Source organism: Sphingomonas sp. AC411 (genome assembly GCF_979253035.1).
Window position 1 is genome coordinate 3,071,535 of record NZ_CEEDAQ010000001.1, and the last position, 18,200, is coordinate 3,089,734.

The 18,200-nt window shown below is 67.2% G+C and carries 10 protein-coding genes and 4 pseudogenes; 8 read left to right on the forward strand and 6 right to left on the reverse strand.

Translation table 11 applies throughout. From position 1 onward, the window contains the following. Positions 1 to 107: 107 nt before the first annotated feature. Both AC0IX7_RS15765 and AC0IX7_RS15770 read right to left on the reverse strand, forming a co-directional pair. Positions 108 to 1,955: an AsmA family protein gene (locus tag AC0IX7_RS15765; protein ID WP_471812753.1), complete on the reverse strand. Its 1,848-nt coding sequence runs from the start codon at positions 1,953 to 1,955 to the stop codon at positions 108 to 110. A 220-nt stretch (positions 1,956 to 2,175) separates the two neighbouring features. Beyond that, positions 2,176 to 2,334 carry a DUF1674 domain-containing protein gene (locus AC0IX7_RS15770; protein WP_471812754.1) on the reverse strand — a complete coding sequence of 53 codons (159 nt, stop codon included), beginning with the start codon at positions 2,332 to 2,334 and terminating at the stop codon, positions 2,176 to 2,178. Between the two features lie 167 nt (positions 2,335 to 2,501). On the opposite strand from AC0IX7_RS15770, the pseudogene AC0IX7_RS15775 reads away from it, so the two are divergent. The 6 genes and pseudogenes from AC0IX7_RS15775 to AC0IX7_RS15800 all read left to right on the forward strand — a co-directional run bounded on the left by AC0IX7_RS15775 (position 2,502) and on the right by AC0IX7_RS15800 (position 10,021). After that, positions 2,502 to 3,715, forward strand: a pseudogene (locus AC0IX7_RS15775) (RsmB/NOP family class I SAM-dependent RNA methyltransferase). Between the two features lie 155 nt (positions 3,716 to 3,870). Then, positions 3,871 to 4,527: a ribulose-phosphate 3-epimerase gene (gene rpe, locus AC0IX7_RS15780; RefSeq protein WP_471812755.1), complete on the forward strand. Its 657-nt coding sequence runs from the start codon at positions 3,871 to 3,873 to the stop codon at positions 4,525 to 4,527. Positions 4,528 to 4,555: 28 nt separating this feature from the next. Then, positions 4,556 to 6,270, forward strand: a pseudogene (locus AC0IX7_RS15785) (heparinase II/III family protein). A gap of 218 nt (positions 6,271 to 6,488) precedes the next feature. Then, a complete protein-coding gene (gene purH, locus AC0IX7_RS15790) occupies positions 6,489 to 8,051 on the forward strand; it encodes a bifunctional phosphoribosylaminoimidazolecarboxamide formyltransferase/IMP cyclohydrolase (RefSeq protein WP_471812757.1) in 1,563 nt (520 codons plus the stop codon). 269 nt (positions 8,052 to 8,320) lie between these two features. Beyond that, positions 8,321 to 8,658: pseudogene (locus tag AC0IX7_RS15795) on the forward strand (P-II family nitrogen regulator). A 22-nt stretch (positions 8,659 to 8,680) separates the two neighbouring features. Beyond that, positions 8,681 to 10,021: an ammonium transporter gene (locus tag AC0IX7_RS15800; RefSeq protein ID WP_471812759.1), complete on the forward strand. Its 1,341-nt coding sequence runs from the start codon at positions 8,681 to 8,683 to the stop codon at positions 10,019 to 10,021. An 863-nt stretch (positions 10,022 to 10,884) separates the two neighbouring features. Here AC0IX7_RS15800 and AC0IX7_RS15805 read toward each other — a convergent pair. The 3 genes and pseudogenes from AC0IX7_RS15805 to recQ form a co-directional block, all read right to left on the reverse strand. Continuing rightward, positions 10,885 to 11,283, reverse strand: a complete 399-nt coding sequence (locus AC0IX7_RS15805; protein ID WP_471812760.1) for a hypothetical protein — start codon at positions 11,281 to 11,283, stop codon at positions 10,885 to 10,887. Next, the gene (locus AC0IX7_RS15810; protein WP_471812761.1) at positions 11,280 to 11,708 is read right to left on the reverse strand and encodes a protein tyrosine phosphatase family protein; all 429 of its coding nucleotides are present in this window, start codon (positions 11,706 to 11,708) and stop codon (positions 11,280 to 11,282) included. Before AC0IX7_RS15810 ends, AC0IX7_RS15805 begins: the two co-directional genes overlap by 4 nt. Next, positions 11,705 to 13,440, reverse strand: a pseudogene (gene recQ, locus AC0IX7_RS15815) (DNA helicase RecQ). Before recQ ends, AC0IX7_RS15810 begins: the two are co-directional and overlap by 4 nt. 158 nt (positions 13,441 to 13,598) lie before the next feature. On the opposite strand from recQ, the gene AC0IX7_RS15820 reads away from it, so the two are divergent. Both AC0IX7_RS15820 and AC0IX7_RS15825 read left to right on the forward strand, forming a co-directional pair. Then, positions 13,599 to 14,573, forward strand: a complete 975-nt coding sequence (locus AC0IX7_RS15820) for an aspartyl protease family protein (protein WP_471812763.1) — start codon at positions 13,599 to 13,601, stop codon at positions 14,571 to 14,573. A 92-nt stretch (positions 14,574 to 14,665) separates the two neighbouring features. Next, complete coding sequence (locus AC0IX7_RS15825; protein WP_471812764.1) at positions 14,666 to 15,739, forward strand: type I restriction endonuclease; 1,074 nt, start codon at positions 14,666 to 14,668, stop codon at positions 15,737 to 15,739. Between the two features lie 647 nt (positions 15,740 to 16,386). Here the strand turns inward: AC0IX7_RS15825 and AC0IX7_RS15830 are convergent. After that, positions 16,387 to 18,174: an ABCB family ABC transporter ATP-binding protein/permease gene (locus tag AC0IX7_RS15830; RefSeq protein WP_471812765.1), complete on the reverse strand. Its 1,788-nt coding sequence runs from the start codon at positions 18,172 to 18,174 to the stop codon at positions 16,387 to 16,389. Positions 18,175 to 18,200 lie beyond the last annotated feature (26 nt).

Here is an 18,200-nt window from a genome sequence, read left to right on the forward strand (position 1 = left end):
ATCCTCCCCTGCAAGGGGAGGTGGCTGGCGCTTGCCAGACGGAGGGGTGATACCCTCTCGATGGCGCGGACACCCCTTCGTCAGCCCAAGCGGGCTGCCACCTCCCCTTAAAGGGGAGGATTAGAAGTTACCGCAACACCCGCGCCGCCAGCCCCGAACAATCCGCATCCCCCGCGACCGGGCCCTGCTTCCCCGAAATCGCCCGCCCGATCGCCTTGAAGATATTTCCCACCGACTTCACCTCGGGCGGGATCGTCACGGTCGGCCGCTCGATCGTCCCCGTCATGTACGCCGACCCCGGCAACCGCAGCAGCGCATGCTGTTTCGGCGTGCCCGTCAGTCGAATATCCAACGTCTCCCCGGGAACACCACGCTGCCGGCCCCCGCAACTGGCTGGCCGTCGTATCGACGATCATCGGATCGACTCGCCCGCGCCCGCCCGTCACGTCCAGCTTCAACACCACGCATCGCAGACCCGCGCGCTCACCATCCTTCGCCAGCAGCGCCCGCGCCGCATCGAACCCCAGCGCGGCGGCGATCCCCTGCGGCAACTGCCCGTCGCGCGCGACGAACCCGATCGTCCCGTTCGACCGCCCGACCGCCGCGCGGATCGTCTCGCCCGGTCCCTTCAACCGCACGTGCGCGCTAACGTTGCCGCTGAAATCGCCGCCGCCGCCCGCCAGATCTTGCACGCTGCTCCCGCGCAACCGTAGGTCGATATCGACGATCGGCACCTTCCGGTCGCCGCGCTGGTCGACCGTCACCTTGCCCGTGACGTTGCCATGCGGCAGTCGCGCGACCAGATCGCCGAGCGTCAGAAGTTGATGATCGATCGCCAGCGTGCCCTTCGCGGATAGGATCGGCGACGAACCCTTGGCGCTGATGATCCGCCCAATCCGAAACCCCATCCGCGCGTCCGTCGTATCGATCTTGCCGATATCGATCCGCGTGTTGGGCACCAGCCGAGGCCCGATCCGACGTTCCAGCGCGGCACCCTCGGCCTTGCCCTCGTCCGAGGCGAGGTCGCCGAAGTCGAACTGGCGCGACACGATGTCGCCGTCGACCTTGCTGCGCCCCGCCTGCTTGTCGACCGTCACGTGACCGGTAAAATCCGAGCGCCCGACCACACCCTTCAGCTGCGTGATCGTCCATTTCGGAGAGTCGTGACGGACATGCGCGCTGAACGACACCGGCTGCGTGCGGAACAGCCCCGCCTCGATCACCGCGTCGATCAGCTTCAGATCGGTCGCGCGCGCCGTGACGTCCAGCGTCATCGCATCGGTATCGAGCGGGTTGTCCATGAGGCCCTTGGCGGTCACCGACAGCTTTTCGCCATCGATCGAGGCGGTGAACGGCCAAGGCTTGCCGTGAAACTTGTCGATCGACGGCCCTGCGACGCCGATCCGCACCGCAGCGCCGCGGATCGTCCCGCTACCGTTCGCCCGGATCCCGTGCACCGGATCCGACGCGAACCGCGCCTTGACGAAGCGATCCTCCTTGTCGTCGCGATACTCGATCACGCTGTCGCGGATCGTCAGCCCCTCGAGATCGGTCGAACTGCTCCCGCCTTTGGGCTTGCCCGGCCGCTCCCAATTCGTCCGCCCGTTCCTGTCGCGCACCATCACCAAATGCAGCCCGCGCGCCTTCACGTCGCGCGGCCCGAATGCGCCTTTCAGCAGCGCGAGCCCGGAAAACGTCGCTTCAGCTAGGCGCAGTTGGACGAAATCGCCTTTGCCGGCCCAGTCGGCCTGCGGGATGCGCACGTTCATGATCCGGATCGTCGGATTGAACCCGAACGCATCGACCCGCTCGATCCCGCCGATCGTCACCCGCCGCCCGAACCGCGCGGTCAGCTGCCGCTCAATCACGCCCTTCAGCGATCCCCACGGAAACGCCGCAAACCCCACCAGCCCCAGCACGAGCACGCTCGCGACGACGATGCCGGTGATTTTCACCCAGCGTTTTGCGAAGAATCCCCTCATGTCACGGCGACGCGCCGAAAGGATATTCGTTCCGCCTGCGTCAGGATCGCTGGCGTAGATTGCATCCGAACACCACCCCGGCGAAGGCCGGGCCCAATTGGGAAACGTCGCTAACGAAGGGCAGCGCTACGTTACGACCACCTCTCCACTTGGGCCCCGGCCTCCGCCGGGGTGGAGGAAGGTAACACGAGCCTCAAAAATCGATCGCCATGCCCTTAAGCTCCCAATCCCCATAGCGCGTAGGATTGCGCGGTTCGGGATCCTTGTCCGGCACGATCGGCTCGGGCTTCGGCACCGGCGTGGTCTTCGCGAGATACTCGGGTGGCTTAACATGATCGGGGCGCTGGCCCATCGTCGCTCTCCGGATTTGCGTGTTGGCGTCGTAACCGCCACATGGGCGCTGCCACGCGATTTTGCCATAACAGCTGCGCGGCAAACCGAACGCGAAGGACCTTTGATGCCCGACTATACCCACGCCCCGAGCCGCTCGGCGTCCCCACCCGTCGCGCCGCGCTCCGGCTGCTCGACGCCGTGCTCCGCCGCGGCGAGTCGCTCGAATCTGCATTGCCCGCCGCCACGCGCGCGATCCACGGACCCGACCGCGGCCTCGCGCATGCGATCGCCGCCGAGACGCTGCGCCGCCTCCCCGATCTCGACGCGATGATCGATTCGGTCACCAAGACCAATTTGCCCGATGATGCGAAGGCGCGGATGGCGCTCCGGATCGCGCTCGTCCAGGTGCTGATCCTCGGCACGCCCTCGCACGCCGCGATCTCGACCGTTTTGCCGCTGGTCGATGGCGGCCCGCGCAAGCTCGTCCACGGCGTGTTCGGCACGCTTTTCCGCGCCAACATGCTGCTCCCCGAAGTGCCGACGCTGCCGGCCCCCGTCGAACTGCGCTGGGAGGCAGCGTGGGGCGAGGAGATGGTCGATGCCGCCGGCCGCGCGATCGCGCAGGTGCCGCCGCTCGACCTGACGATCGCCGATCCGTCCGAAACCGAAGGCTGGCGGGAAAAACTGGGCGGCGAGAGCTTCATGCCCGGCCACCTCCGCCTCGGCGACCACGACTCCGTCCCCGACATGGCAGGCTTCGGCGACGGCGCCTGGTGGGTGCAGGACATCGCCGCCTCGCTCCCCGCGCGCCTGCTGGGCAAGGGGAGGGCCATGTCCTCGATCTCTGCGCAGCCCCGGCGGCAAGACGCTCCAGCTCGCGAGCGCAGGTTGGACCGTCACCTCGGTCGACAATTCGCAGAGCCGCATCAAGCGCCTGCGCGAAAACCTCTACCGCACGCATCTTAAGGCCGAGGTCGTCAACGCCGACATCCTCGAATGGGCGCCGAGCGAGCCCGCCGACGCGATCCTGATCGACGCACCGTGCAGCGCGACCGGCATCTTCCGCCGCCACCCCGACGTCCTCCACCGCGTCCGCCCCTCGATCATCGCCGAGACCGCGGCGTTGCAGGCGCGGATCTTCGCGCGGGCGGCGGACTGGGTGAAGCCCGGTGGCACCTTGGTCTACGCCACCTGCTCGCTCGAACCCTCCGAAGGCGAAGCGCAGCTCGACGCGTTCCTCGCCGCCCGCAGCGACTACACGATCGCCCCGGTCGACCAGTCCGAACTCCCCGCCGGCATCACGCCGACCGAGGCAGAGCACCATCCGCACGCTCCCCGGCATGCTGGCGGACCAGGGCGGCTGCGACGGCTTCTTCATCGCCCGCCTGAAGCGCAGCTAAATAATCCTCCCTGCAAGGGGAGGTGGCGCGAAGCGACGGAGGGGTATCGCCCTGTCGAGAGCGTATCACCCTCCGTCACCTTCGGTGCCACCTCCCCTTGCAGGGGAGATCGACGAGGACTTCGCACCAACCGAATCCCGCGCTAGGACAAAATCATGCAACCCGTCCGCATCGCCCCCTCGATCCTCTCCGCCGATTTCTCGAAACTCGGCGAGGAAGTCCGCGCCATCGACGCAGCCGGCGCCGACTGGATCCATATCGACGTGATGGACGGCCATTTCGTCCCCAACATCTCGTTCGGCCCCGCGGTCATGAAGTCGGTCCGCGGCGTCACCACCAAGCCGTTCGACGTCCATTTGATGATCTCGCCCGTCGACGCGTATCTCGACGCGTTCGCGGAGGCCGGCGCCGACTGCATCACCGTGCATTACGAAGCCGGCCCGCACATCCACCGCTCGCTCCAGCACATCAAGAGCCTCGGCAAGCGCGCTGGAATCGTCATCTGCCCCGGCACCCCGGCGAAGATGCTCGACTACCTCATGGACATGGTCGACCTCGTCCTCGTGATGAGCGTCAACCCAGGCTTCGGCGGCCAGAGCTTCATCCCCAGCCAGCTCAAGAAGATCTCCGCGATCCGCAATATGATCGAAAAGAGCGGCCGCGCGATCGATCTCGAAGTCGATGGCGGCGTCGACGCGGAGTGGGCGAAGCGCTGCATCGAGGCCGGCGCGGACGCGCTGGTCGCGGGCACCTCGGTCTTCCGCGGCGGCCCCGATCGCTACGCCGCCAACATCGCCGCGTTGCGGGGGTGAACGCCACGCCTGATCCAATGCGCGATCCGTGACCGATCCCGCCCCCGACGGGATCGACGAAGGCCGCCGCCTGATCCGTCTCGGCGGCGACAAGGGGCTGTCGCTCGCCGATCGCCTGGCCGAGCGCTTCCACCGACTGACGTGGCGCACCCCGCTCCACACGCTCCGCCTCAAGGGGCGGTATCCGCTGAAGCTGATCGCGGTCCCTGAAGACCCCATCCTCGGCGATATTCCCCGCGGCACGATGCTGCTGGAAGGCGTCCTCTCGTTCCGGGGCGAGGCGCGCGATATCGAGACGCTCGATCTCGCCAAGCCGCTCCCAAAGCCGTTCGCCGAATACCTTCACAGTTTCGCCTGGCTTCGCGACCTCTCGACCGTCGCTACGCGTGCGCGTGGCGCACCGATCGCCGAATATCTGATGGGACTCTGGCTGACCGCGCACGCCGATACGCAGGGCGGGATCGCGTGGCGCCCGGACATGTGGGGCCGCCGCATCCTCGCCTGGACCGCGCATGCCCCGCTGATCCTGTCGTCCTCCGACCAGATCTACCGCTCCAAGGTCTTGAACGCGCTTGCGAAGGGCGCGCTCCACCTCGATCGCACCGCCGACAAGGCCCCGCGGGTGCGCCCCGCATCGCCGCCTGGTGCGGAGTCGTCGCCGCTGGCCTGCTGATCCCCGGCGGCGAGCCCCGCCAGGCATTCGGGGAGGCAGGTCTGCTCCGCGCACTCGGCACCGGTCTGTTCGACGATGGCGGCTCGGTCTCACGCAGCCCGGCGATGCTGCTCGATTCGATCCAGTTGCTCACCCTGCTCCAGGAAAGCTACGCCGCCCGCAGCGCCGAATTGCCCGAAACGGTCGCTGTCACGCTTTCCCGGATGGTCGCCGCCCTGCTCGGCGTCGCGCACGCCGATCGCGGCCTGTCGAGCTGGCAGGGCGGCGGGCCCACCACCGAAACGCAGGTCGCCGCGGTCATCGAAGCCAGCGGCGTCCGCACCCGCCCGCTCCGCCAGGCGCGCGACTGGGGCTATCAACGCCTCGCCGCCGGCACCGCCGTCCTGATCGTCGACGCCGCCCCGCCACCGATCGCGCGCCTCGTCGAAGGCGGCTGTGCCTCGACGCTCGCGTTCGAATTCTCCGACGGTCCCGCGCGCATCGTCGTCAACTGCGGCGGTGCGCGCGCGGGCATCGCCCAGCTCCCGCCCGCGATGGTCGAAGGCCTGCGCTCCACCGCCGCCCACTCCACACTGACGATCGCCGACAGCAACTCCACCGCGATCCACGCCGACGGCACGCTCGGTCGCGGCGTGGCGGAGGTCGAACTCAGCCGCCAGGAATCGGACGCCGCCAGCCGGATCGAGGCGAGCCACGACGGTTACGTCCGCCGTTGGGGCTTCCTCCACCGCCGCCAGTTGATGCTGACCGGCGACGGCCGCGAACTCCGCGGCGAGGACGCGCTGCTGCCGCAAGGCCGCAAGCGCCGCACCGGATTGTCGCTTTTCGCGATCCGCTTCCACCTCGGCGAAGGCGTCCAAGTCTCGCCCACCGCGGACGGCCTAGGCGCGATCCTCCGCCTCCCTGGCGGCCCATTGTGGCAATTCCGCTGCCGAGGCGGTGCGCTGGTGGTGGAGGACAGCGTCTGGATCGACGCCGACGGCCGCCCCGTCGCGACGCAGCAACTGATGATCACGGGCGAAGCGGCGGCCGGCGGCGCGAGTGTGAGCTGGGCCCTGAAGAAGGCCTGATTTCCGTCTGCCTTTGCATTTCGAAGAACAGCATCAACCCACTCCGTCATCCTGACGAAAGTCAGGACCCAGGATACCGAGCGATTGCCTGTGTGGCTCTGGGTCCTGACTTTCGTCAGGATGACGGAGAGACGACGGAGCCATCCCCACACCCCCTCTGTTCCCCAACGTCAACCGACGCTAAGGCCCGCCGAACGGCGACTCCACGAAAGACCCTCATGACCAGCATCCCGATCAAGCGCGCGCTCCTGTCCGTCTCCGACAAGACCGGGATCGTCGATCTCGGCAAGGCGCTCGCGAGCCACGGCGTCGAACTCGTCTCCACCGGCGGCACCGCCACGGCTCTGCGCGCCGCCGGCCTCGAAGTGCGCGACGTCAGCGAACTCACCGGCTTCCCCGAAATGATGGACGGCCGTGTCAAGACGCTCCACCCGATGGTCCACGGCGGGCTCCTCGCGGTGCGCGACGACGCCGGTCACGCCGCCTCGATGGCCGAACACCAGATCGGCGCGATCGACCTCGTGATCGTCAACCTCTACCCGTTCGAGGCAACCGTCGCGAAGGGCGCCGACCGCGACACCGTGATCGAGAACATCGACATCGGCGGCCCCAGCATGGTGCGCTCGGCCGCCAAGAATCACGCCTATGTCGCGATCGTCACCGACCCCGCCGACTATCCGCTGGTCTCGGGCGGCACCACCACGCTCGACGACCGCAAGACGCTCGCCGCCAAGGCGTTCGCCACCACCGCCGCCTATGATTCGGCGATCGCAACGTGGTTCGGCACGGTAGATCAGGCCGAGGAATTCCCCGCGACCCTGCCGATCACGCTCAAGCGCGGCGACACGCTCCGCTACGGCGAGAACCCGCACCAGTCCGCCGCCTTCTACACCGCAACTGGCAACGTCCGCGGCATCGGCCAGGCGCGCCAGCTCCAGGGCAAGGCACTCAGCTACAACAACCTCAACGACGCCGACGCCGCACTCGAACTCATCGCAGAATTCCGCGACGCCGACCCCTCCGTCGTGATCGTCAAGCACGCCAACCCCTGCGGCGTCGCCACCGCCGCCACGCTCGCCGAAGCCTACGCCGCAGCGTTCGCCTGCGACACGGTCTCCGCATTCGGCGGCATCATCGCCGTCAACCGCACGCTCGACGCCGAGACCGCGCGCGCAATCACCGGCATCTTTACCGAAGTCGTCGTCGCCCCAGATGCCGACGAAGAAGCGATCGCGCTGTTCGCCGCCAAGAAGAACCTTCGCCTGCTGCTGACCGGCGAATTGCCCGACCCCGCCCGCGCGGGTTTGACGGCAAAGTCGATCGCCGGCGGCTGGCTTGTCCAGGGCCGCGACAACGGCACGCCGGGTGAGTTGACCGTCGTCACCAAGCGCCAGCCGACTGAGCAGGAGCTGATCGACTGCCGCTTCGCCTGGACCGTCGCCAAGCACACCAAGTCCAACGCGATCGTCTACGCCAAGGACGGCAGCACCGCGGGCATCGGCGCGGGCCAGATGAACCGCCTCGAATCCGCGCGCATCGCCGCGTGGAAGGCCAAGGACGCCGCGGACAAGGCCGGCTGGTCCACCCCGCGCACGATCGGCTCGGCGGTCGCCTCCGACGCGTTCTTCCCGTTCGCCGACGGCCTGCTCGCGGCGGTCGAGGCGGGTGCAACGGCAGTGATCCAGCCCGGCGGCTCGATCCGCGACGCCGACGTCATCGCCGCGGCGGACGAAGCCGGCTTGGCAATGGTCTTCACCGGCATGCGCCACTTCCGCCACTGAGTTCGCCGCGCCGGACGCTCACTAACTGTTCCCCCGCGAAGGCGGGGGCCAGGACCACAAACGCCATCGCCAGTAACCCTGGGCTCCCGCCTTCGCGGGAGAACAGCGGGCGGGGATGGGGTGCCCATAAAACGGGCACCTCCACCGCACTGCACAAGTTTTAACCGCAGACCGCCCCTCCGCCCGCTCCCAAAGCACACCTCACCCCTCCACACCGCAACTGGCACGCACATTGCGAGGCATCTCCCGTAACAAGGGGAAGGGCCGCGATGAAACTCGTCATTGCCATCATCAAGCCGTTCAAGCTGGACGAGGTGCGCGAAGCGCTCACCACGATCGGCGTGGCCGGCATGACGGTCACCGAGGTCAAGGGTTTCGGCCGTCAGAAGGGCCAGACCGAGATCTATCGGGGGCCGAGTACAGCACCAACATGGTGCCCAAGATCAAGATCGAGGTGGTCTGCGCCGCCAGCCTGTCCGACCGCGTGGTCGAGGCGATCCAGGCCTCGGCGAACACCGGCGCGATCGGCGACGGCAAGATCTTCGTGCTCGACGTCGGCCAGGCGGTCCGCATCCGCACCGGCGAAACCGACGATTCAGCGCTCTGAGGGGGACATGATGAAGCTTGATATGAAGACAGCCGCCGTCTCGGCGCTAGGGTTCGGAGCAGCGATGATCGCCGCCGCACCCGCCTGGGCACAAGCCGCAGCCGCACCGGTGGTGGCCACCGTGAACAAGGGCGACACCGCCTGGATGATGACCTCGACGGTCCTCGTCCTGATGATGATCCTGCCCGGCCTCGCGCTGTTCTATGGCGGTCTCACGCGGTCGAAGAACATGCTGTCGACCATGACTCAGATCGGCGCCGTCGCGGCACTCGCGATGCTGATCTGGGTGATGTGGGGCTATACGCTGGCGTTCGGTCCGGACGTGAGCAACCCGCTGCTCAGCAACTTCATCGGCAGCTTCGACAAGGCGTTCCTGAAGGGCGTCACGCCCGCCTCGCAGGCGGCGACCTTCACGGCGGGCGTCGAGATCCCCGAATATGTCTTCATCTGTTTCCAGATGACCTTCGCCGCGATCACCATCGCGCTGGTCCTGGGCTCGGTCGTCGAGCGCATGAAGTTCTCGGCGGTGATGGTGTTCGGCCTGATCTGGCTCACCATCGTCTACTTCCCGATCGCGCACATGGTGTGGGCATCGTCGGGCTATTTCTTCAAGGCGGGCGCACTCGATTTCGCCGGCGGCACCGTGGTCCACATCAACGCCGGCGTCTCGGCGCTGGTCGCGGCTCTGATCCTCGGCAAGCGCATCGGCTATCCGAAGGAGCCGATGGCACCGCATTCGCTGGTCATGACCGGCATCGGCACCGGGCTGCTCTGGGTCGGCTGGTTCGGCTTCAACGCAGGCTCGGCACTCGAGGCGAACGGTTCGGCCGCGCTCGCGATGCTCAACACCTTCGTCGCCACGGCCTCAGCCGCACTGTTCTGGATGCTTGCCGAGAAGCTCTCGGGTCACAAGGGTTCGGCGCTCGGCTTCTGCTCGGGCATCGTCGCCGGCCTCGTCGCGGTGACGCCGGCTGCGGGCAACTCCGGCCCGTTCGGCGCCATCGTCCTCGGCGCGATCGCCTCGCTGATCTGCTTTATGGCGGTCTCGAAGCTCAAGCCGATGCTTGGCTATGACGACTCGCTCGACGCCTTCGGGATCCACGGCATCGGCGGCATGGTCGGCGCGATCGGCACCGCGGTGGTCTACGCCCCGTCGCTCGGCGGGCCCGGGGCTGCGGACTATGCGATGGGCGCCAAGCTCTTCGTGCAGTTCCAGGCGGTGATCGTGACGATCATCTGGGCCACGATCGGCACCACGATCGCGATCTACGTCGCCAAGGCCGTCACCGGCCTGCGGGTCTCGCCGGAAGTCGAGCACGAAGGTCTCGACATCGGCGAACACGGCGAGCGCGCCTACAACTGATCGGTAGCGGGCCGCCCGAGCCCGCACCCACGACGTTCCTCCTGCGGACAACCTTGGCTCGGTGTGGCAACACACCGGGCCTTTTGGTGTCGACCGAAGGGGTACTTCGATTGAGGTCGGACGCAGGATAAGGGGCGCTTCTTCCTCGTTCTCCCGCGAAAGCGGGAGCCCAGGACCAAGCAAAGCGGCGAGATTTAAATCCCCCTTCCGCTTGCGGGAGGGGCTAGAGAGGAGCGACGTACGTACTGGCGTCCGGCCCATGGGGCTAACCCCTCCCCTCCCCCGCCCCCTCCCGCGAGCGGAAGGAGAGCAGAAGAGTGCCACCCCGACTCTGTTCACCCCTTATGTCCTAAGCGCCGGCACCACCCCGGCGAAGGCCGGGGCCCAGTTGGAAAGGTCGTGGTAACGAAGGGCAACCGTCGTCAGCACCGTTCCCCAACTGGACCCCGGCCTCCGCCGGGGTGGTGCTTTGCTAGGCGGCTATTCGCTAGGAGGCTCTTTAGGAGGCATCGCGTCGAGCCCGGTCACCCCGAACTCGTTCCGGGGTCCACGGTCCCGCACACTAAAAATCCGTCGAATACGCGGAACGGTGGATGCCGGAACCAGTCCGGCATGACGGAGCCTTTTTGGAAAGGGACCGGCATCAAGAACCGATCGGGGCGTGCTCAAGAGGCGTCGGGCGGAAAGTAATCTCGCCGCCCTCCACCCCGACCCGTTCGTGCTGAGTAGCGACCGAGTAGCTGCGTCAGGAGCGTATCGAGGGCGCGTATCGAAGCACAGGCCCCGCGGCCCAATCCCTTCCTTCGATACGCCACTTCGACAAGCTCAGCAGCTACTCAGGACGAACGGATAATATGCGCCGGCTAAACCCGAACGCCCTTGGGCGCCAACCGCCGGATATCCAGCACATCGACCTGCGCCAGCATCACCGCCCCCAGCGCCCGGTCCCCGGTCTCCACCAGGATCCCCTCCCGCGTCGCCCGCACGCGCCGCCAAGAAACCTCGCGCACCGCCAACCGCTTACCGATCCGCTTCACCGCAGCAACCCGCCCATCGTCCGCAATCGCCAGCGCGCCCCGGCCATCCGCCCCGACCACCGCGCCCGCCACCGCGAACCCGGCAAGCTGCGCCTGCGCCGCGTCCGCTGCTTCCTCGGGCGTCTCGATCTTCGCGACCCGCCGCATCCGCACGACCACCAAGATCAAGGCGCCTAGCAACACCGCCACGGCAGCCACGACGCCGCCGACGATCGCAGGCGTCATCGCGGCCCTGCGAGCGCGTCCAGCATCGGTCGGATCCCGCGCAGGTCATACCCGGCGTCCTCGGCCTGCGCGAGCAGCAGGTTCAGGTTCCGCCCCGCCTTCGCCGCCGCCAGCGCCCACAGATTGCAGCTCCGCGTCCCCGACCGGCAATACGCCAGCACCGGCCCGTCCGCATCGATCAGCGCCTGCGTCATCGCGTCGATCTGCGGATGCGAGAAGCCCGCATGAGTCACCGGGATCGCGACATAGTTGAGGCCCGCAGCCTCCGCCGCCGCACGGATCGCGTCACCCGAAGGCTGCCCCGCATCCTCGTCGTCCGGCCGGTTGTTGACGATCGTCTTGAACCCCGCCGCCGCGATCTCCGCGACGTGCTCGACGCCGATCTGCGGCGCGACCGAAATACTTTCGTTGATGTGCCGTATCATGCGGACTCGCGGATCACCTGGAGGAAGGCATCCCCATAGGCGTCGAGTTTCCGCGCGCCAATGCCTGAAAGCACCGCGAGCGCCGCCCGCGACGCCGGCCGCTGCGCCGCCATGTCACGCAGCACCGAATCGTGGAAGATCACATACGGCGGAACGCCCGCCTCCTTCGCCAGATCGCGCCGCCGTACCCGCAAGGCTTCGAACAGCGGATCGTCCACGGGGTTCGGCGTAGCACCTGCGACAGCCTTGCGCCGCCGCTCGCGCTTCGGTGGCACGACGATCGAAACCGTCGCTTCGCCCTTCAGGATCGCCTTGGCGGCAGGCCCGAATTCCAGCCCCCATGCGGATTGGTGCGCAAGGCATCCTTCAGCATCAGCGCGCGCGATACGGGCTTCAGCAACGCCACCTCGTCGCCATCGACGATCCCGTACACCGACAGCGCCTCATGCCCGTTCATCAGGCTCCGCTCCGACGACACGCCGGTCAGGATGCCCTCGATATAGCCGACGCCGAACATCTGCCCGGTCCGAAACACCGCCGACAGGAATTTCCGCGCGGTCTCGGTCGCATCCACCGCATCGACATTGCCGAGGCAATTGTCGCAATTCCCGCAATCCTCTTGGCGGTCCTCGCCGAAATGCTTGAGCAGGATCCGCCGCCGACATCCGGCGGTCTCGACCAGCCCACCCATCGCGGTCAGCCGCTGCCGCTCGCCCGCCTGCCGCTCGGGCTCGACCTCGCCGATCCGCTGCCGGGCCCGCGCGAAATCCTCCGCGCCCCAGAACAGGTGCGCGATCGCCGGATCGCCGTCACGCCCCGCGCGCCCGGTCTCCTGATAATAGGCCTCGATCGATTTCGGCAGCCCGGCATGGCACACGAACCGCACGTCGGGCTTGTCGATCCCCATCCCGAACGCGACCGTGGCGCAGATCACCATGTCCTCGCTCGCGACGAAATCCGCCTGATTCTTCGCGCGCACCTGCGGATCGAGCCCCGCATGATAGGCCCGCGTCGGTCGCCCGCTCCGCCCCAGCGCCTCCGCCAGCTTCTCGGTCGCCGCGCGCGTCTGCGCATAGACGATCCCCGGCCCCGGGATCTTCTCCAGGATGTCGGCGATCTGCCGGTTGACGTTGTCGCGCCCCGAGATCGCATAGCGGATGTTCGGCCGGTCGAACCCCGACACGATCAGCCCCTCGCGCGAGATCCCCAGCTGCTCCAGGATATCCGCCCGCGTATGCGCATCCGCAGTCGCGGTCAGCGCGAGCCGCGGCACGTCGGGAAAACTGTCGAGCAACGGCCGCAGCAACCGGTAGTCCGGCCGGAAATCATGCCCCCACTCGCTGACGCAATGCGCCTCGTCGATCGCGAACAGGCTGAGCTTGGCCTGGCTGAGCAGGTTCCTGAAACTCTCGTTCGAAGCCCGCTCCGGCGCCACATACAACAGGTCCAGATCGCCCGCCCGAAACCGTGCGATCGTCTCCTCACGGTTCGTATCGACCGACGTCAAAGTCGCCGCCTTGATCCCAACCGCGGTCGCCGCGCGCAGCTGGTCGTGCATCAGCGCGATCAGCGGCGACACGACCACGCACGTCCCCTCCAGCATCGTCGCCGGCAACTGGTAACACAGCGACTTGCCCGCACCCGTCGGCATGACCGCCAATGTCCGCTGCCCCGCGAGCACCCGATCGACGACATCGCGCTGCACGCCACGAAAATCAGGAAAGCCAAAGATGCGCTGGAGATCGGGAAGGGGTCAAGTGCCATTGCCAAGCGATCTAGGCGCGGCATGCCGCCCCGTCGAGGGCGCGCATACATTCATTCCCGCCCGGAAAATCGTTGCGACTGCGACACGATGTGCGACACCTTTCGCATCGGTTCGGGAGAAATGGCGTGACAGGCTCAATTTTTCGCGGCGGTGTCGCGGCGTTCCTCTCGGTGGCGCTCCTCCCGATCGGAAGCCCGGCCTCCGCCGCTGACAAGGAAACGCCGGTTCGCGACGTGCCCATCGGTGGCATGATCGCCGCGACGATCGACGGCACGCCTGTTACGCTGCGCGTCGATCCCGGCGCTCCCGGGCTCGTCCTGATGACCACCGCCGCCGCCGACCGGCTCGGGTTGAAAGGCGGCATGATGGAGCTCGGCTATTCGGTGGGCGGGCAGGGCGCGATGCAGGCTACGACCGTGCGGCCGATGACGCTCGGCGCCACCCGCGTGAAACGCCGGATCGGCTTTCCCAGCCGCAAGAAGGTCGCGATCGACGCGCGCTGGATCGGCCGTGCTTATGCGACCGTCGGCGATGGCAGCATCGGGCCGGGATCGCTCCCCGAATCCGTCGTGCGCATCGCCCTCCACGCGCCCCGCGCGGGCGAACGGACGGTCGCGCTGCCGATGGTCGATGGCGGCGGCGTGTTCGGGCGGCTATCGGGCGAGTTCGCGCAGATCATCATCGGCGGCCAGCCCGTCCGAATCCGCTTCGATCCCTATCACCCGCGCACCACCGTCACCGCCAACGCCGCATCGCTGATCGCCGAGGCACAGCGCGGCACGCTCACCGGCAGTGCCGAACCCGTCGAGATCGCATTCGGCATCGCGCGGCCGGTACGGACGATGACGCTCGCCACTCCGCTCCCGGTCGGACCGCTGCTGCTGTCGACGCTCGGCGTCCGCACCAGCGACGTCGGCAGCGCCGCCACGATCCCCGAAGCCGACGCCGCACCGCCCGACCCCGACGAGATCGTCGTCACCGCCAAGGGCAAACGCGACCCCAAGCGCGACCGCCTGACGCTCGGCGCCGACCTGCTCGATCGCTGCTCCGCCATCGTCTTCGACAAACCCGCCAAGCAGATCAGCCTCACCTGCGGATAAACTCCGTCGATATCCGGCCAGTCTGCCGCGGTCCGATCATGGACCGCGACCCTTCGTCCCTGCATCCTCCCCATACAATCCGGGGGACGCGCATGGAACTGAACATCAGGCTGGCCGAGCTGCAGAAGCGCACGATCGAGCATCGCGAAGTCCTGCTGACCGAGGAAGCGGCGAAGACCGCGCTCGTCATGCCGTTCCTCCAGTCGCTCGGCTACGACGTCTTCAATCCGTCCGAAGTCGTCCCCGAATTTACCGCGGACGTCGGCACCAAGAAGGGCGAGAAGGTCGACTACGCGATCTGCGCGGGCGGAAAAGTGTCGATCCTGATCGAGTGCAAGCCGTCCTCGGTCCAGCTCAACGTCAACCACGCCGGGCAATTGTTCCGCTATTTCAGCGTCACCGACGCGCGGCTCGCGGTGCTGACCAACGGCGTCGTCTACCAATTCTATTCGGACATCGAGCGCCCGAACAAGATGGACGACAAGCCGTTCTTCACCTTCACGATGGACGCGATCAAGCCCGGCGACATCCGCACGCTCGAGAAATTCACCAAGGCCGCGTTCGACATCGACAAGATCGTCCAGGAGGCGGGCAACCTCAAGACGCAGTCGCTGATCCGCCTCGAACTGGAGAAGGAGTTCGCCGAACCCTCCGACGAGTTCGTCCGGATGATGGCGCAGCGCGTCCATGGCGGCCGCCTGACGCCGGCGATCAAGGACGGTTTCGCCAAGCTTCTCGCCCCCGCGATCGCCGCGCTGATCCGCGATTTCGTCAACGAACGGCTGTCGTCGGCGTTGAAGGCGTCGAGCCCGGTCGAGGACCTGCCGCCGGACGCGGACGACGACCCGTCCGACGGCGACGGCATCGTCACCACGCAGGAGGAGATTTCGGGCTTCCACATCATCCAGGCGATCGCCTCGCGCCTGGTCGACCCGAAACGCGTGATCGTCCGCGATGCGAAGTCGTATTGCGCGATTTTGCTGGATGACAACAACCGGAAGACCGTCGCGCGAATGCACTTCAACGGCATCACGACCAAGTATCTCGGCATGTTCGCGGGCAAGGACGAGACGCGGCATCTGCTGTCGGATTTGACGCACATCTATCAGTATTCGGAGGCGATCGAGGCTAGGTTGCGCGAACTTGATCCCTCGATCCCCGTGTAATCGCTGCCTAGCCCCGCCCCGCTTCTGTTCCCTCGCGAACGCGGGGGCCCAGGACCAAGCAGCGCTACCGCTCGTGATTCCTGGCCCCTCGCGTTCGCGAGGGAACAGAAGGGGCGTCGCGCTGTCTGCCTCTGGTGTTCTACCCAGCACCCAAACCACAACCACCCCGGCTAAGGCCGGGGCCCAAGTGGAAAGGTGGCAATAACGACGCGCTGCCCTTCGTTAGCAACGTCCCCAATTGGGCCCCGGCCTACGCCGGGTGGACACAGTGGGACAAGGGCAGCGCGAATACGCGCCGACCAGCAGGTACGCCGCGCCCCTCCGTCATGCCGGGCTCGTTCCGGCATCCACCGTTCCGCAGACCCACCGAGCATAAGTCGCACGGCACGATGGCCCTGGAACTGCCCGGTTTCACGTCGTCCAAGCAGCATCACCACCCCGGCGGAGGCCGAGGCCCAGTTGGAGAGGTCGCAGTAACGGAACGCCACTGTCGTCAGCAGCGCTTGCCAACTGGACCCCGGCCTCCGCCGGGGAGGTGACATGGGGTACGCGCGCCGAATGGAGTCAGATGATGAAACGGGCTTGAGAGTTTGTCGTACGAACTCGCTGGCTTTGGAGGAAGGCGCCTTGACGAGCCGCCCGCACCGTTACTCCGCAGCCAGCGCCCCATCCGCTTCCCCAGCCCGCTCCTGCGCCTGCCGGTTCCACATTTCCGCATACACGCCGCCCTGCCGCAACAAGTCGCCGTGCGTGCCCTTCTCGACGATCCGCCCCGCCTCCAGCACGACGATCTGGTCCGCATGCACCACGGTGGACAGCCGGTGCGCGATCACGATCGTCGTGCGCCCGCGCTCGATCGCCTCCAGCGTGTCGAGGATTTCCGCCTCGGTCCGGCTATCCAGCGCCGACGTCGCCTCGTCCAGGATCAGGATCGGCGGGTTCTTCAGCAAAGTCCGCGCGATCGCCACGCGCTGTTTTTCGCCGCCCGACAGCTTCAGCCCGCGCTCGCCGACCCGCGTCTCATACGCCAAAGGTTGGCGCTCGATGAACCTCGAGATCGCCGCACCCTTCGCGGCCGCCTCGACCTCGGGCATCTCCGCCCCCTCGCGGCCATAAGCGATATTATATCCGATCGTGTCGTTGAACAGCACCGTGTCCTGCGGCACGATCCCGATCGCCGCGCGCAACGAAGCTTGCCGCACCTGCGAAATATCCTGCCCGTCGACGGTGATCCGCCCGCCCGTCAAATCGTAGAACCGGTACAGCAACCGCGCGAGCGTCGACTTGCCCGCACCCGACGGCCCAACGACAGCCAAGGTGGAGCCGGCAGGTACGTCCAGCTCCAGATCGCGCAAAATCGGCCGCCCGGCGTCATACCCGAACGACACCCCCTCGAACCGCACATGCCCCGCGCTCACCGCCAGCGCAGGCGCGCCCGGCGCATCCACCACGCTCGCCGGCGTATCGATCAGGTCGAACATCGCCGCCATGTCGAGCGCCCCCTGCCGGATCGTGCGATACACCATCCCCAACAGGTCGAGCGGCCGGAACAGCTGTGCCAGCAGCGTCGACACGAACACCACGTCGCCCGCCGACGCCTCCCCGCAGCTCCACCGCCACACGACGAACCCCATGCCGCCCGCCAGCATCACATTGGTGATCAGCGCCTGGCCGAGGTTCAGCCACGCGAGCGAGTTTTCGCTCTTCACCGCCGCCTCGGAATAGGCCGTGATCGCGCTGTCGTACCGACGCGCCTCGCGCTCCTCCGCGCCGAAATACTTCACCGTCTCGAAGTTCAGCAGCGAATCCACAGCATGCGCGACCGCGCCGGTATCGAGGTCGTTCATCCGCGCACGCAGCGCATTGCGCCAGTCCGTCACCATCCGCGTGAAAAGGATGTAGCCGACCACCATCACCACCGTCGCGACGACCAGTGGCCAGCCGAACTTGGTCCAGAACAACCCGAGCACCAGCACCAGTTCGAACACGGTGGGCGCGATGTTGAACAGCAGGAAATACAGCATCGTGTCGATGCTCTTGGTGCCGCGCTCGACCACCTTGGTGACCGCACCCGTTCGCCGCGACAAATGGAAATCGAGGCTCAGCGCATGCAGATGGCGAAACACCTGCGCCGCCAGCCGCCGCGACGCATCCTGCCCGACGCGCTCGAACACCGCATTGCGCAGATTGTCGAACAGCGTCGTCCCGAACCGCGACGCGGCGTACCCGACCACCAGCAGCACGACGAGCGTCAGCGCGGTACGGTCGTTCCCCGCCATCCGGTCGACCGCGTATTTCAGCGTGAACGCGGCGCCGAACACCTGGATCAGCTTCGAGGCGATCACGAGCAGCATCGCGACGACGATCCGCGCCTTCAGCTTGGGCTGCCCCGCCGGCCACAGGAACGGCAGGAAGCGGCGAAGCGTCGGCAGCAACGGCTGGTCCGCGCGGGTGGAGGTGT

What these genes read in the sequence shown, in the direction of transcription:
- AC0IX7_RS15805 (WP_471812760.1), bottom strand. Translation starts at nt 11,283, where the DNA reads ATGACGCCTGCGATCGTCGGCGGCGTCGTGGCTGCCGTGGCGGTGTTG.
- purH (WP_471812757.1), top strand. Translation starts at nt 6,489, where the DNA reads ATGACCAGCATCCCGATCAAGCGCGCGCTCCTGTCCGTCTCCGACAAG.
- rpe (WP_471812755.1), top strand. Translation starts at nt 3,871, where the DNA reads ATGCAACCCGTCCGCATCGCCCCCTCGATCCTCTCCGCCGATTTCTCG.
- AC0IX7_RS15770 (WP_471812754.1), bottom strand. Translation starts at nt 2,334, where the DNA reads ATGGGCCAGCGCCCCGATCATGTTAAGCCACCCGAGTATCTCGCGAAG.
- AC0IX7_RS15825 (WP_471812764.1), top strand. Translation starts at nt 14,666, where the DNA reads ATGGAACTGAACATCAGGCTGGCCGAGCTGCAGAAGCGCACGATCGAG.
- AC0IX7_RS15800 (WP_471812759.1), top strand. Translation starts at nt 8,681, where the DNA reads ATGAAGACAGCCGCCGTCTCGGCGCTAGGGTTCGGAGCAGCGATGATC.
- AC0IX7_RS15810 (WP_471812761.1), bottom strand. Translation starts at nt 11,708, where the DNA reads ATGATACGGCACATCAACGAAAGTATTTCGGTCGCGCCGCAGATCGGC.